General features: G+C 46.1%; 18 protein-coding genes. 4 read left to right on the plus strand and 14 right to left on the minus strand.

Going from position 1 to position 18,662, the window contains the following annotated elements; all coding sequences use genetic code 11:
- Nucleotides 1–162: 162 nt before the first annotated feature.
- Complete coding sequence (locus tag MKY23_RS27340; protein WP_154889973.1) at nucleotides 163–807, minus strand: bifunctional 2-keto-4-hydroxyglutarate aldolase/2-keto-3-deoxy-6-phosphogluconate aldolase; 645 nt, start codon at nucleotides 805–807, stop codon at nucleotides 163–165.
- Between the two features lie 95 nt (nucleotides 808–902).
- Nucleotides 903–1,700, minus strand: coding sequence for an IclR family transcriptional regulator (locus MKY23_RS27345; RefSeq protein WP_339833811.1), 798 nt, complete (start codon nucleotides 1,698–1,700; stop codon nucleotides 903–905).
- A gap of 288 nt (nucleotides 1,701–1,988) precedes the next feature.
- Here MKY23_RS27345 and MKY23_RS27350 point away from each other — a divergent pair, with 288 nt between their 5' ends.
- A complete protein-coding gene (locus tag MKY23_RS27350) occupies nucleotides 1,989–2,579 on the plus strand; it encodes an ATP-binding protein (RefSeq protein WP_154984312.1) in 591 nt (196 codons plus the stop codon).
- 117 nt (nucleotides 2,580–2,696) lie between these two features.
- Here MKY23_RS27350 and MKY23_RS27355 read toward each other — a convergent pair whose 3' ends face one another.
- Nucleotides 2,697–3,758 (minus strand): LCP family protein, encoded by a 1,062-nt coding sequence (locus MKY23_RS27355; RefSeq protein WP_339833815.1) that lies wholly within the window; start codon nucleotides 3,756–3,758, stop codon nucleotides 2,697–2,699.
- A gap of 112 nt (nucleotides 3,759–3,870) precedes the next feature.
- Here MKY23_RS27355 and MKY23_RS27360 point away from each other — a divergent pair, with 112 nt between their 5' ends.
- Nucleotides 3,871–4,845 (plus strand): aldo/keto reductase, encoded by a 975-nt coding sequence (locus MKY23_RS27360; protein WP_339833818.1) that lies wholly within the window; start codon nucleotides 3,871–3,873, stop codon nucleotides 4,843–4,845.
- 136 nt (nucleotides 4,846–4,981) lie between these two features.
- On the opposite strand, the gene MKY23_RS27365 is transcribed toward MKY23_RS27360, so the two are convergent.
- The 3 genes from MKY23_RS27365 to MKY23_RS27375 form a co-directional block, all read right to left on the minus strand.
- Nucleotides 4,982–5,443 carry a MarR family transcriptional regulator gene (locus MKY23_RS27365; protein ID WP_154889966.1) on the minus strand — a complete coding sequence of 154 codons (462 nt, stop codon included), beginning with the start codon at nucleotides 5,441–5,443 and terminating at the stop codon, nucleotides 4,982–4,984.
- 143 nt (nucleotides 5,444–5,586) lie between these two features.
- Nucleotides 5,587–6,264 carry a TIGR00266 family protein gene (locus MKY23_RS27370; protein WP_090921470.1) on the minus strand — a complete coding sequence of 226 codons (678 nt, stop codon included), beginning with the start codon at nucleotides 6,262–6,264 and terminating at the stop codon, nucleotides 5,587–5,589.
- Nucleotides 6,261–6,659 carry a winged helix-turn-helix transcriptional regulator gene (locus MKY23_RS27375; RefSeq protein ID WP_090921468.1) on the minus strand — a complete coding sequence of 133 codons (399 nt, stop codon included), beginning with the start codon at nucleotides 6,657–6,659 and terminating at the stop codon, nucleotides 6,261–6,263. Before MKY23_RS27375 ends, MKY23_RS27370 begins: the two co-directional genes overlap by 4 nt.
- 168 nt (nucleotides 6,660–6,827) lie before the next feature.
- Between MKY23_RS27375 and MKY23_RS27380 the strand changes: the two genes are divergently transcribed.
- Nucleotides 6,828–8,048: an MFS transporter gene (locus tag MKY23_RS27380; protein ID WP_339833825.1), complete on the plus strand. Its 1,221-nt coding sequence runs from the start codon at nucleotides 6,828–6,830 to the stop codon at nucleotides 8,046–8,048.
- Nucleotides 8,049–8,255: 207 nt separating this feature from the next.
- Nucleotides 8,256–9,098 carry an aldo/keto reductase gene (locus tag MKY23_RS27385; RefSeq protein WP_154890337.1) on the plus strand — a complete coding sequence of 281 codons (843 nt, stop codon included), beginning with the start codon at nucleotides 8,256–8,258 and terminating at the stop codon, nucleotides 9,096–9,098.
- Nucleotides 9,099–9,147: 49 nt separating this feature from the next.
- On the opposite strand, the gene MKY23_RS27390 is transcribed toward MKY23_RS27385, so the two are convergent.
- The 8 genes from MKY23_RS27390 to MKY23_RS27425 all read right to left on the minus strand — a co-directional run bounded on the left by MKY23_RS27390 (nucleotide 9,148) and on the right by MKY23_RS27425 (nucleotide 18,559).
- On the minus strand, nucleotides 9,148–9,327 hold the full coding sequence (locus MKY23_RS27390; RefSeq protein WP_154984310.1) for an aspartyl-phosphate phosphatase Spo0E family protein: 180 nt from the start codon (nucleotides 9,325–9,327) through the stop codon (nucleotides 9,148–9,150).
- Between the two features lie 252 nt (nucleotides 9,328–9,579).
- A complete protein-coding gene (locus MKY23_RS27395; protein ID WP_261764580.1) occupies nucleotides 9,580–10,980 on the minus strand; it encodes a transcriptional regulator in 1,401 nt (466 codons plus the stop codon).
- A 565-nt stretch (nucleotides 10,981–11,545) separates the two neighbouring features.
- A complete protein-coding gene (locus MKY23_RS27400) occupies nucleotides 11,546–12,592 on the minus strand; it encodes a pectinesterase family protein (protein ID WP_339833831.1) in 1,047 nt (348 codons plus the stop codon).
- Complete coding sequence (locus MKY23_RS27405) at nucleotides 12,589–13,701, minus strand: glycoside hydrolase family 88 protein (protein ID WP_154984308.1); 1,113 nt, start codon at nucleotides 13,699–13,701, stop codon at nucleotides 12,589–12,591. Before MKY23_RS27405 ends, MKY23_RS27400 begins: the two co-directional genes overlap by 4 nt.
- Before the next feature lie 357 nt (nucleotides 13,702–14,058).
- Complete coding sequence (locus MKY23_RS27410; RefSeq protein WP_154889954.1) at nucleotides 14,059–15,027, minus strand: LacI family DNA-binding transcriptional regulator; 969 nt, start codon at nucleotides 15,025–15,027, stop codon at nucleotides 14,059–14,061.
- Nucleotides 15,028–15,065: 38 nt separating this feature from the next.
- Nucleotides 15,066–16,661: an extracellular solute-binding protein gene (locus MKY23_RS27415; RefSeq protein WP_090921452.1), complete on the minus strand. Its 1,596-nt coding sequence runs from the start codon at nucleotides 16,659–16,661 to the stop codon at nucleotides 15,066–15,068.
- An 81-nt stretch (nucleotides 16,662–16,742) separates the two neighbouring features.
- The gene (locus tag MKY23_RS27420) at nucleotides 16,743–17,624 is read right to left on the minus strand and encodes a carbohydrate ABC transporter permease (RefSeq protein WP_090921438.1); all 882 of its coding nucleotides are present in this window, start codon (nucleotides 17,622–17,624) and stop codon (nucleotides 16,743–16,745) included.
- Between the two features lie 29 nt (nucleotides 17,625–17,653).
- Nucleotides 17,654–18,559, minus strand: coding sequence for an ABC transporter permease subunit (locus MKY23_RS27425; RefSeq protein ID WP_090921738.1), 906 nt, complete (start codon nucleotides 18,557–18,559; stop codon nucleotides 17,654–17,656).
- Between the last annotated feature and the right edge of the window lie 103 nt (nucleotides 18,560–18,662).

Here is an 18,662-nt window from a genome sequence, read left to right on the forward strand (position 1 = left end):
GTTTTCATAACTGGTTAAAAACGCTCTATATCTCTGTGGTTGTCCCAACACGCTCCAGACCTTCATCCCCCTGCATACTCACAACGACCAGCGTAGTGCAAAACCCTGGTCGCTGTGAACTTCGTTTACCTATGCACGGGTTATCCGATCTGCTTGGGTTAATTAGCGCGCAGCAGCTACCGCCTGCAGAAACTCTTCAGCAGCCTTCGTTACTCGTCCGTAATCACCGGAATCCTTGGCTGCTTTGGTGATATAACTGCCGACACCAACGCCAACACAGCCAGCTGCAAGCCACTCATGCACATTTTGCGGCGTAACTCCACCCGTAGGCGCAATCGCAGCTTGAGGCAGAGGCGCAGACATCGCTTTTACATACTGCGGCCCTACAGCTTCTGCCGGGAACAGCTTCACGATGTCCGCTCCCGCTTCAAGTGTCTCTACGATCTCCTTGGCAGTGAACGCCCCACTAACGGTTACGGCCTGGTACCGGTTAGCCACCTTGATCATATCAGGGTTGAGTTGAGGACTTACCAGCATCTCTGCTCCAGCCAGTATAGCAGCTCGCGCCGTTTCCCCATCGAGAATTGTACCTGCACCGATCAGAATGCCTTGGGAAGCATATTTACGTGATAAAACCTTGATCACATCGAGCGCTCCCGGTACACTCATCGTGATTTCAAGTGCCCGGATTCCTCCTGCGATTGCAGCTTCTGCAACGGATAGTGCCTCTTCTTCACTTTCTGATCGAATAATCAGTACAATGCCGGTTTCGGCAATGGTGTTCAAGTTCTCCAGCTTACGCCACATATCTGTATCCCCCTTAACTCATATGTCTATATAAATTGAACTAAAGATTTTACACAATTCACTCCGATGACAAAATAACCTCTCTCCACATCGCCTTACTCTTGTCTTTGCGGATACAAGCGATCACCGCTGTAGCCCAGTTGACCTGAGAGCTTCCATGCGGCTTCTTTAACCAGCTTTACAATGCTAGCCTCACGTTCCGGGGTCATTCCAGAATACATACTAGCTACACTGATTGCAGCCACTGGCTCGTCCCACTGATCATAGACAGCAGACCCGATGCAATACATCTCCAGATGATCCTCACGGTCATCGATAGAGTAACCGCGCTCACGAATCTCCTGCATATCCTGCAAAATATCGGGGACCGTCACTTTGGAGTAGGATGTGCGCGAAGGGATCTCGCCTTCTCCCAAAATCTCCAGTACCTTGCTGGTTGGAAGAGCTGCAAGCAACGCCTTGCCCAGTCCGGTCGTATGCATATACCGGCGAGAGCCCAGCTTGGCCGTTGGACGCATCACGGAATAACTCTCCGCTTTGTCCAAATATACAATCCTTCCCTTGTCTTCAATGCCAAGAAAGGCGGTACTGCCTGTCTGACGATTCAATTCCTGAAGCAAAGGCCGGGCCATATGGGGAACTCCCATATTAGACAAATAGGCCATACCTGTCTCAAATACTGCAATGCCCAGGCGATAGGTCTTGAGACGTACATCGTCCATTTCAATAAACCCTTTGTGCAACAACGTCTGCACGAGTTCAAACCCGCTGCTCTTGGGCATGTTCATCTGTTTGCATATTTCATTCAGTGTTAACGGAGCACCACTTTTGGCAAATAAAACGAGTAAATCCGCTACACGCTCCGCAGATTTATTCATGCGAATATGGTCCATGTTATCTCCTTCAAATTCTTCGACGTCGAAGTTCGCATATGTGAACTTATTTCACATCACCGAACGATGCCCTCATTATAGATCAGCCATTCCGAAAATATCAACCGCTTTCCCAAATTTTTTTTCTGATTTCTTTTTCCCCAAAAGGGATTGTTTTTCTGAGAGAAACAGTTTACTCTAGAAGCAAATGTTCACCAACGCGAATTAAGTTCGTATATGCGAACTATATAGAGAGTAAAATCCATTTACGATCGATATGATCCTGATATTCTGTAGGGGGAATTGGGCATGAAACCTGTACTGATTTTTCTAATCGGCTCCGCTGGCTCCGGTAAATCAACCATTGGCAAGAAGCTAGCTACCGAGCATCACTTTTGTTACTTGGATAAAGATGTTTTGTGTAACACGTTTACAGGCAAACTTCTGGAAACGCAAGGGTATTCTCCTCACGATCGTGACGGCAACAGCTATTACCGCGATATCGTGATGGATCTGGAGTACGAAACGTTACTCAACGTAGCCAACGACAATCTGCAACTAGGCAGATCGGTTATTCTGGATGCGCCTTTTGTTGGTTATTTTCATAAAAGCGATTACATTGATGGGTTGGTTTCCACGTATGGGTGGGAAGAGGTTATTCCTGTTGTACTCCGGGTCGATGTGAATATGGACGTGCTTGAGCAGCGCTTGCGAAGTCGAGGACTGGAGAGGGACAGATGGAAGCTGGAGCACTGGGATACTTTTGTGCAAGGATTGAAAGCCAACGTTTGTACGTGGGAAAATATACAGCTTGTCTCTGTTGATAACAGTTCAGAACATTTGGACCTGGAGCGGCTGACTTCACAGTTGCCCTTAGCTGTAACCTCACTTGGTTCTTAAGGAAGCAAAAAAGTACACAGAGAGCATCTGCCCTGCTGTGTACTTTAGTGTCCTTTATCTCATCATCAGCAAAACGCGAAGCCCTATTGCTCCATATGGCTCCACATTGCTGCAAACCTAGTTTTTATCTGATGTATCGCTTTTCTCTACTGTGCCGCCCTCATCCGTCGATTCAGGTTCGATAAGCTGCGTTGTATTCGGGTCAAGCCAGCTCGTAATCATACCTCGCACATAGGTCAGATCTTCATCAGACAGGTCATAATACCACGTACCGCTGCGCATCTTCCCATCGCCTTTCAGCATATAGTTGCTGATAGTTGGAATGCTGTCTTTCATATATAGAGACTCGGCAAAATTCACAATAAAGTCCGATTTCATATTCGTTGTAAAATTCGATCCGGCAATCTTGATGATGTCCGGGATTTTGGTCAGATTTTTGACCTCCATCGCACGATTCATGAACGCACTTAGGAAAATCCGGTGACGCATCGTACGGTTGAAATCGGAATCCTCCCGATAACGCACATATCCCAGCGCCTCTTCGCCGTTATAGATCGGTTTGTTAGCTTGCACGAACAGCTTCTCATGCGCTTTACTTTTGTTCTCAATGTCTTTCTTAATTGGCAACTCCACGCCGCCCACCGCATCAACAATGTCCTTCAAACCGTGAAAGTTAATCGCAGCATAGAAATCCACTTTGTTCTCCAGCAGCTTCTCCACCGTATCCATCGCCATTTTGGCTTCGCCGTGGGCATAAGCCGAGTTAATCTTGGACTTCACATCACGACCCACAATTTCAGTGTAGGAGTCACGCGGAATAGACAACAATAACACTTTATTATCCTCTGGACGCACGACAGAATAGATGATCGTGTCCGAACGGCTTGGCTCATTATCCCGCTGGTCAATGCCCAGCAGCAACAATGAAAAAGGATCGGTATGTTGAACAACAGGCGCATCCTTATCCCCTGCGGCTTTATACGAATCATCCAAAGCTTCCTTCACCGTACCTGAGGCGAACAGGTTAAATGCCAGCACAACGAGTTGTTTCTGATAGATGAATCCGATGCCTCCGAGCACAATCAATAAACTCAGTATGATGATAAGGGGCTTCTTCCATTTTTTCTTCGGTTTCTTCGGCTTCCGTCTAGTTAAATGTGCAGCACTGTTTTCCATCATATCTCCTTTAGTTGCGGTTTCTTCATTCATTTAACTATATTAATAACACGTTTTCAATAGATTACGATATAATCGGCTATACAAATACTGGACACCAAAGGAGCGATGAGAGATGGAATATCGACGTTTAGGCAACAGCGGTCTGCGTGTATCGGCACTGGGATTGGGCACGAATGCATTTGGCAAAAGAGCAGATCAGGCCGCCTCGACCCGCATTCTTCATGCAGCGCTGGACAGTGGCATCAACTTTATCGACACCGCCAACATCTATGCTGGCACCGAATCGGAACGAATCATTGGACAGGCACTGGCCGGTCGGCGGGAAAACGCTGTGCTTGCAACCAAAGCCGGCTTGCCCCGGCATGATGGTCCCCATGGGCGCGGTTCCTCGCGCTACCATCTACAGCAAGAGCTGGAACATAGCCTGCGGCGTCTGCAGACGGATTATGTTGATCTGTACCAGATCCATACCTTTGACCCGCATACCCCGCTGGATGAAACCCTGCGCACGCTCGACGACATGATCACGTCGGGCATAGTGCGCTACATCGGCGCCTCCAATTACGCCGCCTGGGAGCTAATGAAAGCCCTCGGCATTAGCGAGATGCGCGGATATGCGCGGTATATCTCCACGCAAACCAGCTACTCGCTCGCCGATCGAACACCTGAGAACGAACTCGTTCCGCTGTGTCTCGATCAAGGTGTAGGCATTATCCCGTATTTCCCACTGGCTGGCGGTATCCTGACAGGAAAATACAATGGACAAGCCAGTATTCCGTCCGGCTCCAGAGCAGATACCGACCCGTCGTTCAACCGCTTCTTGCTGGAGCATAATATTCGGCTGAGCGAGCAGGTAAGTGCCAAGGCAGAGGCCGCCGGTTGCTCTCCAAGTACACTATCCCTCGCCTGGCTATTAACTCGCCCGGCCGTATCCACCGTAATTGTAGGAGCCACGCAGACGGAGCAGCTGGAGCACAATCTGGCCAGCCTCGATCTCAAGCTTTCAGATGAATTGCTGACTGAACTGGATCAGCTGAGCGAGGATTTCCGTTATGGCCAGCCATTCGCATCCTACAGACTGGATTAGATTTCAATGACAAATAAACCTTCCAACCTTACATGGTTAGGGAGGTTTATCCATTTTTCGTCATTTTTCGCGCAAAATATATCATGAATTCACTCATGTAAACGAAAGCCGCTGATGAATCAAAATGTACTCCGTATTAATGTTCTGCTCTATTCCGAATAAACTCCTGCATGATTTCCATATAACCCTCTTTACGATCCGCGAGAAGTTCGAAGAAGTTTTTATCCGATTCCTCCACGAGATTCATGCCTTCAATCGCCAGCCTTGTGCCTTCCGGCGTTGTCGTAATGATATTCGCCCGTGTATCCGTCTGATGACGCTCACGCTTAACGTAACCTCTTTTTTCGAGGGCTCGTAACACTTGGGAGGTAACATTAACGTCTACATTGGCAAAATGAGCAATCTGTACCTGGGTAACTCCCTTGCCTTCCAAGTCACGCTCATTAAGCCATAAACAAGTATGCAATAAAATAAATTGAGGCTGTGTCAGATCAAGGGGTTCTAATACCCTGCGCACTTCCTTCTGCCACATCGTTGTTACCTGCCATAACAGGTATCCGGGACTATCTTGCGGATTCGTGTATCGTGAGCTTTTCATTGTTCTACCTCCGTGATGTACGATCTTGTGCAACAGAGATGTATGTATATATCATACATGGTATAACGAATCTGTTATAATAACGCTTCGAAATACACTTCCGTTGCATCTCTATTCATTCATCTATGAAATAATATAACGATTTATCGTGTAGGAATAAATTGTTTTATCCATTGACCAAATCCCTGCGGATTTCGACTCTGGATCAAGATGGTGCCCTCTCCTCGAAAACGGCAAACCAACCCTTCCCCACTCGTCACACTGGACAACCAGCCTTGGGATGCTTTTTCGATGCGATAATCAACGTAATGAGGCCAAGCTACCAAGTGAGCGTTATCGACAATAATCTCTTCGCCAGCAGCCAATTGTATAGGATGTATCGCACCATATGAGGACAGAAACACAGTGCCTCGTCCACTAATTTCAATTATAAAGAAGCCTTCTCCGGAAAAAAGACCTTTTTTCAGATTCTGCATTTTGGTATTCACCTGAATGCCTTCTGTTCCTGCCAGAAATCCGTCTTTCTGTACATAGAGAGAGTACGAGCCATCTAGTTCTACAGCCTCCACACTGCCCAGAGTTGATGGAGATAACAAAATCTCCGCGCTTCCCCCGGCAGCCGTCAATTCCTGAAAGAAAAATTTCTCTCCACTCAACATACGGCCAAATCCAGCGAGCATACCGCCTTCTGCTGATCCTTTGAGTTCAACGGTAGGCGACATGGACACCATGGCTCCACTTTCAGCCTTGAAACGCTCTCCACGCTGTAAATCTACCTTAAGCATAGCAAATGCGCCGTCGTATAGAATTTCGTATTTCACGGTTTCATCAGCTCCCTGTCATTGTCGGTAGTAAAGTCATTGAGTCCATTATCCTCCAGCACGGCTGCTTTGTCGCCATATTCCTTGATGATATGCTGGTCACCCCAATTACATAGTGCGGTCAGAATAGGCTCTAAACTCCGGCCGTATTCACTCAATTCATACTCTACCTTGGGTGGCACCTGATTGTACACGATTCTTTTTACAATACCGTCATTCTCCAGCTCCCGCAGTTGCTGCGTTAACATCTTTTGAGTGATTGCGGGCATGATACGCTTCAGATCACTGGTTCGTTTCTTTCCATGTGTTAGGTGACAGAGAATAACACATTTCCATTTGCCGCCAATAACCTCCAGCGTTGCTTCAACAGATATATTATATTTTTTGCGCTCCATGGTTGTCTTCCTCCCTGTATAACCTATGATTTGCTTCCGTTCATGCTAATGTATAGGCACCAAAAAGTACGTATGGTACTAAAAAGTACGTACTGTTCATGTTATACCGAATAATTCATAATAGCATTTGCCGGTAAGCAAATCTACATTCTAGGAGTTGAACAGGACATGCATCATGAGACAAAACACAGCACTTGGGCGCTACTGGCATTAGCAATCAGCGCTTTCGCAATCGGTACGACGGAGTTTATCAGTGTAGGACTCTTGCCACTGATCGCAAATGATCTTCATATTAGTGTATCTTCAGCAGGGCTAACCGTTACCATATATGCTCTGGGTGTGATGTTCGGTGCACCGATTCTAACATCACTTACATCGGCTATATCACGCAAAACGTTGCTGCTCGCGATCATGTTGGTTTTTATTGCCGGTAACACCCTGGCATCATTATCCACCGGGATTACTGTACTTCTTATCGCACGGGTGATATCCGCTCTCGCACATGGCTTATTCATGTCGATTGGCTCCACCATAGCAGCTGATCTGGTACCAGAAGGCCGCAGAGCAAGTGCTATTGCCACGATGTTCTCGGGACTGACCATTGCAACGGTAACCGGTGTGCCTATCGGTACATTCGTAGGCCAAAATCTTGGCTGGCGGGCAGCCTTTATCCTGATTGCAGCTGTTGGCATCCTTGCCCTGATCGCTAACCTCTTGCTTGTGCCCTCAACGTTACAACGTGGTACACGTACAGCCTTTCGGGATCAGGTGAGACTCGTCACACGCGGTCGTCTGATGCTTGCTTTTATCATCACGGCTGTAGGCTATGGAGGCACATTTGTCGTGTTCACATACTTGTCTCCGCTATTGCATGACATCAGCGGTTATTCGGATCAAACAATCGCTATCATTCTGCTGTTGTACGGTGTGGCCATTGCCATTGGTAATATGATCGGCGGTAAAGCAGCCAACCGCAAGCCATTGAAGTCACTTCATGTCATGTTCATTGTGCAAACGATCATCCTTGGCATCCTGTATTTCACCCTTCCATTCAAATGGGCTGCACTGGTGACCATTATGGGCATGGGCTTGCTTGCTTTCATGAATGTACCTGGCCTTCAAGTCGTTGTGGTTACACTCGCAGAAAAGCTTGCACCGCAAGCCAAAGATGTCGCGTCGGCTTTTAATATTGCTGCGTTTAACGGGGGTATTGCTATAGGTGCCTATCTGGGCGGAGTCGTGAATGACTCCATCGGTTTGATCCATACCACCTGGGTCGGTGCATTAATGGTGCTTATTGCGGCAATCCTGACGATATGGGCGCAACATCTTGAGCAGCAAGTTACGACAAAATCAGACAGGTTGGAACCAAACCCTGTTAAGGTCTGATCTGGAAGAAAAGCACCTTTCTCGTTATAGATCAGAGACAGCTCGAATCCGTATCCGGCCTCATATTATATATCGACAGACTATATACGTTACTATATAGGTTGGGCGTTATTTGATCTAGTATGATTTAATTTTGTATCATGAATTGTTGGCAATATCACTTTAAATGGAAATATAAACAGATTTCAAGGAGGATTTCTCATGACAATAGCAAAAAATCTACAATCGACAACAACATTGCATAACGGTGTTCACATGCCTTGGTTTGGCCTGGGCGTATTCAAGGTCGAAGAGGGATCAGAACTGATTGAAGCGGTGAAAAGTGCAATCAAACACGGTTACCGCAGTATCGACACAGCAGCGATCTACGGCAATGAAGCAGGAGTTGGACAGGCCATCGCTGAGGCATTGCAAGAAAACGGGTTAAAGCGCGAAGACCTCTTTATTACCTCTAAGGTATGGAATGCTGATCTTGGATATACGGAAACACTTGCCGCATTTGATACCACGATGAACAAGCTGGGACTGGAAGTTCTCGATCTATACCTGATTCACTGGCCCAAAGCCGGCAAATACAAGGGTGCTTGGAAAGCCATGGAGGAATTGTACGCAGCAGGCCGAATCCGTGCAATTGGCGTAAGTAATTTTCAAATTCATCACCTGCAAGATCTCATGCAGGATGCACAAGTGAAACCGATGGTCAACCAAGTGGAGTACCATCCCCGTCTAACACAGGATGAATTGCGAGCATTCTGCAAACAGCATGGCATTCAGCTTGAAGCCTGGTCACCGTTGATGCAAGGTGAGCTGCTGGACAACGCGGTACTCACGGAGATTGCTACATCCAAGAACAAGTCTGTCGCTCAAGTCATCCTACGCTGGGATCTGCAAAATGGCGTCGTGACCATCCCGAAATCAACCAAAGAACATCGGATTATCGAAAATGCTGACATATTCGACTTTGAGCTGTCCACTAAGGAGATGGAACGGATCAACTCGTTGAACGAGAATGTGCGCGTAGGCCCAGACCCTGATAACTTTGATTTCTAATTCAATTCTTTAAAGTAAGACCACTAACCTATCAAACAAAGTCGATTATTCATCCATCGGCTTTGTTTTTGCTTTCTCTTTTATGATTAAACTGGTCAATGAGTTTATCCAGAATCACCGACTGCTTGATTACTTCAGGATGTAGAAGTCCATTGTATTCCTTCGCGAGTTCATGCAGGCGGTTCCTAGCCCGCTCAATTTCTAACTGTATAAGCACACTTTTTCTCATCAAATTCAGCCCCTCTGTAATATTTTAGAATTTGATGTCAGATTATAGAATATTGATTTAAAGGCACAAAAAAGTTGTAGTTAAAAATTAAAAAAAGCGTCCTCTCCAATTGGAGAAACGCTTCCTTTAAACACACTCTTTAGAGTACTTATCTTGTTGTTGTTTCAAAATTCATACAATAAACAACTTTAACCTCCCCAGCCATGTCCCATAGTAGTTAATATTACAGGGATAGAAACAATAATGGTGAAACTAAAGAGAGCCCGGCAGTATAGCATTTTTTTTCTCATTTAAATGATACACCTCACTTGATAATTTTTTAAATAATTCTTTTGCCTTAGCATTTGCAAAATCTCTGTATTTCTCAAAAAGAGCCATACATGTAATTATATTCTTACCACTATTCATTTTAATCGATAACTTCAAACCTTCTAAAACAAGTTTTATCGCAGAAACAGCATCATTATTCTCATTAAATCGATATACAGCCAGATCAGTAAGAAACTGGGCATATCCCTCTTTTATTATTGTAGATTCATACTTGTTGAACTCTGCTCGTTCCCATTCGGTTGGTATATATTTTTTAAAACGTTCCAATATCCCATCGATATTAAAATGATACACATTTGCTGCCTCAATTATGTGTCTTACAGCAATGAATATTTCATCTTCCTGTGGTGCTATGTAATCAATGTACTCTTTCAAAACATCGATTTCTCCAGACTTTAAGCGATACAAAAAAGTGTTAGCAGTAGCCCACTCCGAAAATTGTCCGATGATACTTGCAGATTCCTCATCTTTCTCTTGAATCCAACTCTCTCCCTCTGCATACAAAGCCACAAACTCTAATGCCCTTTTATAATCACCACACTCTTCACTAGCTGTTGCACGAGCCAGATTTGCATATAAAATATAATAATATATAGGTCGACCTGTCAGTCTCTTTATTTCGGATGGCCGTACAGAGCGACATTGTAAATCATATTGAATCGTGGCAATTCGGTGCATCTCTTTAGCTAATATTTCAACTTTTCCCCACTTATGAAGTGTTCCATAAACATGCATTAGCTGCTTCAATGCTTCAAGCTGAATGGCTTCATCGAGACGGTTAACATAGGTTTCAAACTTAGTTGCAGCACGCATATTTTCTTCTAAATCTTCTCCCAGATCGATAACAAACAAACGATACTGACACATCGCAAGACGTTCAGAATGCTGATATTTCTCTGCTTCACACACACCTCTATATAGAATTGCCGCTGCCGAATATCTGTTATCTTCAAACAATTCTTCTGCGATATCAAATAATACAGGAACATATGAGAGGTCTTCCAATAAACGGTCCGTTACCTGTTGGATACAATCAACACGATTCAAGTCAGCGCAACGAAATATAAATGGTCTTATTCGTCTGATTGAAACTAGAAATGAGAAACATTCCTCTATGTAATCATTAAAAAAATAATCTTCAGGCAACCCCATCCCAGAGGTGATTGCTGTGAGTTGATTCATTGATATAGGCCTGCTCCCTTGTAATATACGGCTAAGCGTTCCCGAGTTTATACCTGATGTCATAGCAAAGTGAGAATGTTTAATACGATTATCCTGTATATGCTTTATCAGTTTTTCTCGAATTGAATTTGTCCACTCCATCAGGCTCCCCCCAACACAAAAATATACAAAAAATAGGATAAAAAACCTATATATAACTATATACTAGTTAAGAATCAACCATTGGTCAACAACAAAATATTTATATCAAGTGATCTTCTAAATGGGAGTTAACAAACAAATTGATAGGCACTACCTGTTGAGTTATTCTCTACGCTATATTGTTGTTAACTCAGCTACTTCTATCACGTATTTTATTTAAATGAGAGGTGACATGCTTGGGTTCATCTAAAATAAAGCGATTCTACATTTTTTCAGTCTTCATCGGTTTGATACTTATTTTGTCCGGATGTATTCTTTTCTTCCCCGAGACAACATGATCAGATACATCGGTTATTTAATATTACAATGTACACGCATTACGTTATATCCTCCCAATCTTCGGGATGTTACTAATTATTATTGGTTGATACATTACTTAAAAAGAATTGAAAACACTTCAAGCGGAACACAGAGCATTGGAGAGAAAAATCACAAACTTTTTTAAATAACAAGCACCAAAGAGGCTGTATCTAAACTCGATTCGAAATTTAGACACAGCCTCGGCTTATTCAAATGGATTCCAGCCATCCTCCCCTGACAAAACGAGGGACAACGTATACTCGGCTGCTTCTTCCTCCGTCAGTATGTGAGACCAAGGCACGCGCACATCTGCACGTCCGGCTCCTGGCCCGGCACTTTTATATTCGGCATAATTAACTGTGGTTTCCGCTTCGACCTTGTTCCAGTTATGCCAGCCTTCCTGTTTCACGTGCGCACCGAGCCAGCAGTTCAGGAAACAGACTTTGGAATGATTACGCCACGGCCTGCCCAGATACACCGATTGCGGAGGGGCATTACTGGTCAGATCACATTCGACAAACACATATCCGTAACGAACATCCTCTGGTGTAGAAGCCGCTGTAATCCAGCCATTCACATGTCCTTCTGCAACCTCCACTTCCGTCAAGCGACTCTTCGTGAAGATCTCACAACCCTTGAACACAACCGTAGCCGAGCCAAAAATAAAGTCGATATCCCCTTCGATATAACAATCCTCGAAGTACTGTCTTAACTTCCTGCGCTCGGCACCGTCACGAGGCCCACCGAAATAACTGCGGTCCAGCGGTTGCTCAGGCAATGGTCCAGTAAAGATCGTATCTTGATGACCGATAAAACGGCATCCGCGGAACACAGCACGATCCCCATCCACATAGACTGCTAGCGCCTGTCCTACCTCGCTACCTGGCCCAGCCGAGTTCACGAAAGAGATGCCTTCCGCCTTGAAATCATCAGCCCCGATAAACGCTGTGTACGAATGGAATGTATGATACTGTGAACCGTCGGGAAATCGCTTGAGTGCATGGTCATCATAGGTGATAATCGTCTGCTCGGCGCCCTCACCAATCAGATGGATGCCCGGCTTATCCATGTGCAGCTTCTCAACATACACGCCTGCCTTCACTCGGATCGGAAGGCCTTGAGTACCATGATCTGGATGAGCATCCACTGCCGCCTGAATGGTTGTATAATCTCCTGATCCGTCAGAAGCAACCGTAATACAGGGAGTAGATGACTCCAACACGAGATCCGCTGCCGAGCGTTGCTCCGTCATGGCAAACGCTCCATTTCCAGTGCGGCCAGCAACAACGGAGCAACTCCCATAAAGGAATCGCTTACAATAGCCTCGCTAACATAGTAGCTGTACGAGCCATCACGATCCAGACTCAATCCCGCTCCGTGGCAGATGCCGTTCAACCGAACGCCTTCAGTGGTCTCCTCCATTAACTTGGACGTAAGCCCTTGCCACCCTTTTTCCGCCGCAGTTCTGAAGTGAGGTTCCAGATAACGCAAACGTACACCTTTCGCAATTGCATATACAAACATGCTTGAGCCTGAAGCTTCCAGGTAGTTTCCTTTGCGGAATCCTTGATCCAGCACCTGGAACCATAGTCCGCTCTCCTGCTCTTGTACTCGTACCAAGGCATTACACATACGCTCAAAGATACCAATAATCGTACCCCGTTTAGGATGATTCAGCGGGAAATGTTCGACACTATCCACGATGGCCATGGCATACCAGCCCATAGCTCGGCTCCAGAAGTGCGGGGAACATCCGGTCAGGGAATCTGCCCAGATCTGCTCCTTCGATTCATCCCAGCCATGGTATAACAATCCGGTACGTGGATCACGTGTCTGGCGCTCGACCAGCAGAATTTGATGAGCTACTTCGTCAAATAACTCTGGACGCTGAAACGTCTTCGCATATTGGGAGAGAAAGGGAGAAGACATGTACAGTCCATCCAGCCACATCTGGAACGGATAGATTTTTTTGTGCCAGAAGCCACCCTCGGATGTACGAGGCTGCCCTGCAAGCTGCGCTGCGAGCAGATGAGCAGCTTCTGCGTAGCGCCCATCCTCGGCATCATCAAGTAATGCAAACAGGTTCTTCCCTTGATTAATCTGATCCAGATTATATTCTTCCAGGGAGTAGGTTCCGATAGATCCATCTGGCTGTACATACAGATCCATATGTCTTTTCATAAAATCGATATATTCCTGCTTGCCGTATTCTTCTCCTGTTCGTGCCATAGCCATTAACGTCATGCCTTCCACGTATGCCCATCGTCCTGAAGGGAATGCATGGAAACCATCCTCGTTACATTGCTGCATAATCGTTGCTGCAATTCGCTCAGACCAGGATAACTGCGTCTGTACCTGCATCGCGTTACCTCCTAGTAGTTTGTATTGGTTCGAATACAATAACGTGCATCGAATCTGTTACTAGCCACTGCTCTCATTCTACTCATTCGTTCTAAGCTATAATTTGAACTAAAGATGTTTACACGCTTACTCCAATGACAGAACAACCTTCCAATCGATGTTATCACCAGATTTTTTTCGATTCCCTTTTATTAAAGGGAAAATCCGGTGATAAAGGCGAACGCTTCACTTTTTCAGGTTTTTTCTGTCCTCTCCGTTGGTGTGTAAAATAATAACTCAACATGGGATAGTTCTTCATTCAATTATACATTCACTTACTACTTTTAGAGCTGAACTAGCTTTCTATAAAAGCCGGCATTACTGCCGGCACGTTGCTGTTGAATTACGCAGATTCAGCTTCGGCTGGATGACAACCGGTACATCCACCCGCTCGTCACGGATCAGGGATACGATGAGCTCTGCCGCCTGAGCGGCCAGTTCATCCAGTGGTGGACCAATGGTGGTCAATGCCACTTCGGCATACTGCATATCCGGCAGATCGTCATAACCGATAATCGAGATATCACGCGGCACGCTGTAGCCGGCTTCGAGCAACGCCCGAAGTGCTCCCCGTGTCACGAGGTTGTTCAAGCCGATAAATGCCGTGGGAGACTCCGCGCCAAACGTATAGTTCCGGATCGCGAAATACCCGTCCTCCCACGAAGAATGCGCAGGCAACACATCGTCCTCATTGAAAACCAGTCCTGTGCGCTGCAATGCTTCCCGATAACCCTCCAGCTTGACATGCTGCGAGTTACCGATGAATCCAATTCGGCTGTGACCGAGGGATTTCAGATGCTCCACGGCCTTGTACAGCCCCTCCTTACGATCAATCTTGATGTAAGGAGAGTTCGGGGCTTCATCTGTACCGAGTACAAAACATGGCATGTTCAGGGTCGCAAACTTTTTCCAAAATGCATCCCGGTTGTCCAGCGCATAGTCCCACAGAATACAACCATCGACACGCAGCTGGCTGAACACGTCCACCCCGTCATCGGCAACAACCAGAATCATCTGATATCCTCGCTTCTTCAGCTCGGTATGCAGGCTACCCGAAATGTTGGAGAACAATGGATTGCTCAGTTCGTCCAGCACAAAACCGATGATATTGCTTCTGCCGGTGGAGAGTTGCCGGGCCAGCATATTTTTCCGGTATTGGTGTTTTTCCGCTACCGCGAGCACCTTCTGCTTGGTCGCCGGTTTGATCCGGGGATCATCATTCAGTGCTTTCGATACCGTGCTGTAGCTCACCCCCGCCAGTTTGGCAATATCTTTAATGGTAATCAAATTGAATCAACACCTCTCATATGCCTGAAACCTGTCTCTTATTTCTGTGCAGCTTTATAGCGATCATACTGTGCCTGTCTGCCTGCGATCACCTGTTCAACATTCATGCTTTTGAGTGTCTCGATGTACTTGTCGAACTGATCGAGGCTTGCATCACCACTAATAAACTTGAAGTTCATCTCTTCTACATATGTGGTAATGTCAGGCATCGACATGCTCTCTACGCTCGCTTCATCCGGCAAAGCATACACAAACGGGAACGGCTCACGCACATATTTCTCTAATTCTTTGTCCAGCTTCGCATGCCAAGGTGCAACGATCGAATCCGCTGAATCCGTGGACTGGATGTTTGGCAGGTTGACTGGGCCAATTCCGAGCTTTTGGATATATTCATTGTCTTTACCTTTATCCGTGAATTTCTTCACGCCATTCTCTTCTGTATACGTATCATCCTTGATGCCCCAAGTGTAATATGTCTGTGCTTCATCACTGACTGCATAATCCAGGAAGCGGAAAGCCAGTTCCGGATTTTTGCTATCTTTACTGATGCCGAAGATACCACTAACCGGTGTACGTCCGATGTAGAACTGATCTCCATGTGGCCCTTTTAATGGTAGAATACCTTTGATGATCGGCTCTTCGGGCTTGTAATCCTTGAAGAGCGGGCTGTAAACCATCGACATATACCAGCTGAAATTAAACGTCGCTCCCGTTACGTCTTGCGAGATCCGTGAAGTAACCTGGTCGCTTGTAGTGCTCGCGTAGTCCACCCCGAGCAGACCTTCCTTGTACAGACCATTCAAGTAAGTCAGGTATTCCTTGTAGGCTGGCTCATAATAGCTGAAATGCACTTTGCCTTGATCGTCTGCATAGAAATTGTTCGATAGATCAAGTCCAAAGGCTGGACCGAAGGCCATAGGGATAAACTTCGATTCCATGGACAATGGAATCTCATCGGCTTTGCCGTTGCCGTTCGGGTCATCTGTTTTAAATTTGCGCAGCATCGCTGTGAACTCATCAAGCGTAGTTGGCTCAGATAATCCCAGCTTTTTGAGCCAACGCTCATTCACCATGAACACAGGCATGTAGTTACGCGTCAGCGTTTGTTGTGGAACATAATACATTTTACCATCTGGCGTGGTTAAACTGGCTTTCACGGATGGCGACTTTTCATATATTTTTTTGAGATTAACGCCATACTTCTCTACCAGGTCATTAATCGGGATGAACAGACCGCTGTTAATGTACTTCATTAATTGATCCTGATCCGGCAGGTACACGATATCCGGGAGCCCTGTGCCGGCAGCCAGCCTCGGATTAACCGCATCCGCATAGTTTTGAGGAGGGATCAGATCCCAATCTACTTTCACACCCGCATTGCTCTCAATTTTCTTAACGATGGCTGCGGTGGACAGATCCACGTTGGTTGTCCATGCGTTCGTTGCCAGGACTGACAGCTTCGCATCCGGTTGATCCGTTACCGGCCCAGCACCGGTATAATTGAAGGCTTTTTCTGTACTCTCAGGTGTTTTCCCCGCATCGGTTCCTGCACCCGTTCCCCCGCTACAACCCGCCAAACTGATCGCAAGTATCGCCGCAATTACACTTTTTCTTCCTGCCCCTTTGACTTTCATCCATCATTCCTCCTTGGTATGAACCCTTTTGAACTCCCTTGAATGACTTGCTTGAATGACTGTGGTGCTTGGTAATGCACTCTATCCTTTCACGGCTCCGAGGGTAATGCCCTTAACGAAGTACCGTTGGATAAACGGGTAGATCATCACGATCGGCAGAATGCTGACCACGATAGATACATAACGAACCTGCAGCGATGAAACCGCCAGTGCACCGGATGTCATCGTACCGCCCATCTTCTGCATAACTTCTGGCGAAGCCATGATCAGCACCCTTCGCAGGAACATCTGGAGCGGTTGCATATCCTGTTTGCCTAGATACAGTAAGGCTGAGAAAAAATTGTTCCAGTGGAATACGGCGTAGTACAGCGTCAGCACGGCTAGTGTAGGCTTGATAATTGGAACGGCCAGACGATACAACATCGTCATCTCATTCGCTCCATCAATGCTTGCGCTTTCAAAAATTTCATTCGGAATGCCTTCAAAGGCCGAGCGGCAGATCATTACGTTAAACGTAATCACCAGTACAGGTAGCACCATCACCCAACGAGTATTGTACAAACCGAGTGATGTGATCAGCATGTAGACCGGAATGAGTCCACCTGAGAAATACATGGTGAAAGCGATAAAAAAGTTCAGCTTGCGCCGTAGAAAAAACTGCTGTCTCGACAAAGGAAATGCAGCCAGGCAAGTTGCTACAATGTTCAGCAACGTGCCCACAACGGTATACCAGACCGTGTTATAGAAGGACACCCACAGTTCCTTGTACTGCAGTACCATCTTATATCCTGAGAGAGTGAACCCCACAGGCCAGAGCACCACTTTTTGTTTATCGATGGCATCCACCGAGCTGAAGGAAATGCTGACCACGTACAGGAATGGATATAAGGTGACTACAACCGCCAGGATGGTCAGCAGGTAGACGAAGACATAGAATAATCGGTCACTTCTCGATTTTTGCATACAGGCTCTCCTTTGGATCAGTGTGTGTCTTACCAGAGTGACATTTTGGTCAGGCGGCGAGTCAGGGTATTGGCTGCAAAAACAAGGATAAAGGTGATAATGGAGTTGAATAGTCCAATAGCTGTGGCGAAGCCATAGTTCTGACCCTCGATCCCCATACGGTACACATAAGTGGACAGTACATCTGCCGTTTCATATGTGGCTCCGTTATAGAGCAGGTATACTTTCTCGAAACCTACGCTCATGATACCGCCGAGCGACAGAAGAAGCAGAATAACGATGGTCGGTTTGATACTTGGTAGTGTAAGATGCCATAACTCCTGGAACTTGTTCACGCCATCAATTTTGCCGGAGTCATACATCTCGGGGTCAATGCCCATAATGGCTGCGATGTAGATGATGGAGCTGAAACCAAAGCTCTGCCAGATGTCTGAACTTGTGAAAATGGTACGGAACCAGCTGGCATCCATCATGAAGTTTATTTTTTCCATACCGAGTCTTGCGATTAGAGTGTTGATGATACCGTCTGTTGGTGATAGGAAGTTGATAATAATGCCGGCCACCACAACGGTGGAGATAAAGTGAGGAAGATAAGTTACGGTTTGCGCGAAGCGTTTAAAGGTTCGATTCTTAATCTCTACGATGCAGACTGCAAATAGAATGGGGATGGAGAAACCGAACAAGAGTGGCAGAAAGGCCAGTAAAAAGGTATTACGCAATAGCCGCCAGAAGTAAATCGAGTTGACGAACTGCTCAAACCAGCGCAGCCCCACCCATTCGCCACTGAACATGCCTTGACCCGGTATAAAGTTGCGAAAGGCAAGCAATACACCCGGCATGGGCAGATACATGAAGATGAGATAATACAGAAAGATTGGTGAGAACATCAGCAACAAATACTTATCCCGCCGAATCAGACTGAACAGCGTGGACATGCGTTTTTTCAACGTAAACACTCCCCTTCGTCCCAAAATTACAACGTTTGAATTTTTTGATAAAAAAAATCTGTTCCCCTGTAATACATCTGATATTAGGCTA

Source organism: Paenibacillus sp. FSL R7-0272 (assembly GCF_037969905.1).
GTDB classification, from domain to species: Bacteria; Bacillota; Bacilli; order Paenibacillales; family Paenibacillaceae; genus Paenibacillus; species Paenibacillus polysaccharolyticus.

Excerpts from the sequence above, each read along its gene's own strand:
- MKY23_RS27420 (WP_090921438.1), bottom strand. The coding sequence starts at position 17,624 with ATGCAAAAATCGAGAAGTGACCGATTATTCTATGTCTTCGTCTACCTG.
- MKY23_RS27380 (WP_339833825.1), top strand. The coding sequence starts at position 6,828 with ATGCATCATGAGACAAAACACAGCACTTGGGCGCTACTGGCATTAGCA.
- MKY23_RS27365 (WP_154889966.1), bottom strand. The coding sequence starts at position 5,443 with ATGAAAAGCTCACGATACACGAATCCGCAAGATAGTCCCGGATACCTG.
- MKY23_RS27425 (WP_090921738.1), bottom strand. The coding sequence starts at position 18,559 with ATGTCCACGCTGTTCAGTCTGATTCGGCGGGATAAGTATTTGTTGCTG.
- MKY23_RS27345 (WP_339833811.1), bottom strand. The coding sequence starts at position 1,700 with ATGGACCATATTCGCATGAATAAATCTGCGGAGCGTGTAGCGGATTTA.
- MKY23_RS27400 (WP_339833831.1), bottom strand. The coding sequence starts at position 12,592 with ATGACGGAGCAACGCTCGGCAGCGGATCTCGTGTTGGAGTCATCTACT.
- MKY23_RS27350 (WP_154984312.1), top strand. The coding sequence starts at position 1,989 with ATGAAACCTGTACTGATTTTTCTAATCGGCTCCGCTGGCTCCGGTAAA.
- MKY23_RS27390 (WP_154984310.1), bottom strand. The coding sequence starts at position 9,327 with ATGAGAAAAAGTGTGCTTATACAGTTAGAAATTGAGCGGGCTAGGAAC.
- MKY23_RS27340 (WP_154889973.1), bottom strand. The coding sequence starts at position 807 with ATGTGGCGTAAGCTGGAGAACTTGAACACCATTGCCGAAACCGGCATT.
- MKY23_RS27360 (WP_339833818.1), top strand. The coding sequence starts at position 3,871 with ATGGAATATCGACGTTTAGGCAACAGCGGTCTGCGTGTATCGGCACTG.
- MKY23_RS27375 (WP_090921468.1), bottom strand. The coding sequence starts at position 6,659 with ATGGAGCGCAAAAAATATAATATATCTGTTGAAGCAACGCTGGAGGTT.
- MKY23_RS27355 (WP_339833815.1), bottom strand. The coding sequence starts at position 3,758 with ATGATGGAAAACAGTGCTGCACATTTAACTAGACGGAAGCCGAAGAAA.
- MKY23_RS27405 (WP_154984308.1), bottom strand. The coding sequence starts at position 13,701 with ATGCAGGTACAGACGCAGTTATCCTGGTCTGAGCGAATTGCAGCAACG.
- MKY23_RS27395 (WP_261764580.1), bottom strand. The coding sequence starts at position 10,980 with ATGGAGTGGACAAATTCAATTCGAGAAAAACTGATAAAGCATATACAG.
- MKY23_RS27415 (WP_090921452.1), bottom strand. The coding sequence starts at position 16,661 with ATGAAAGTCAAAGGGGCAGGAAGAAAAAGTGTAATTGCGGCGATACTT.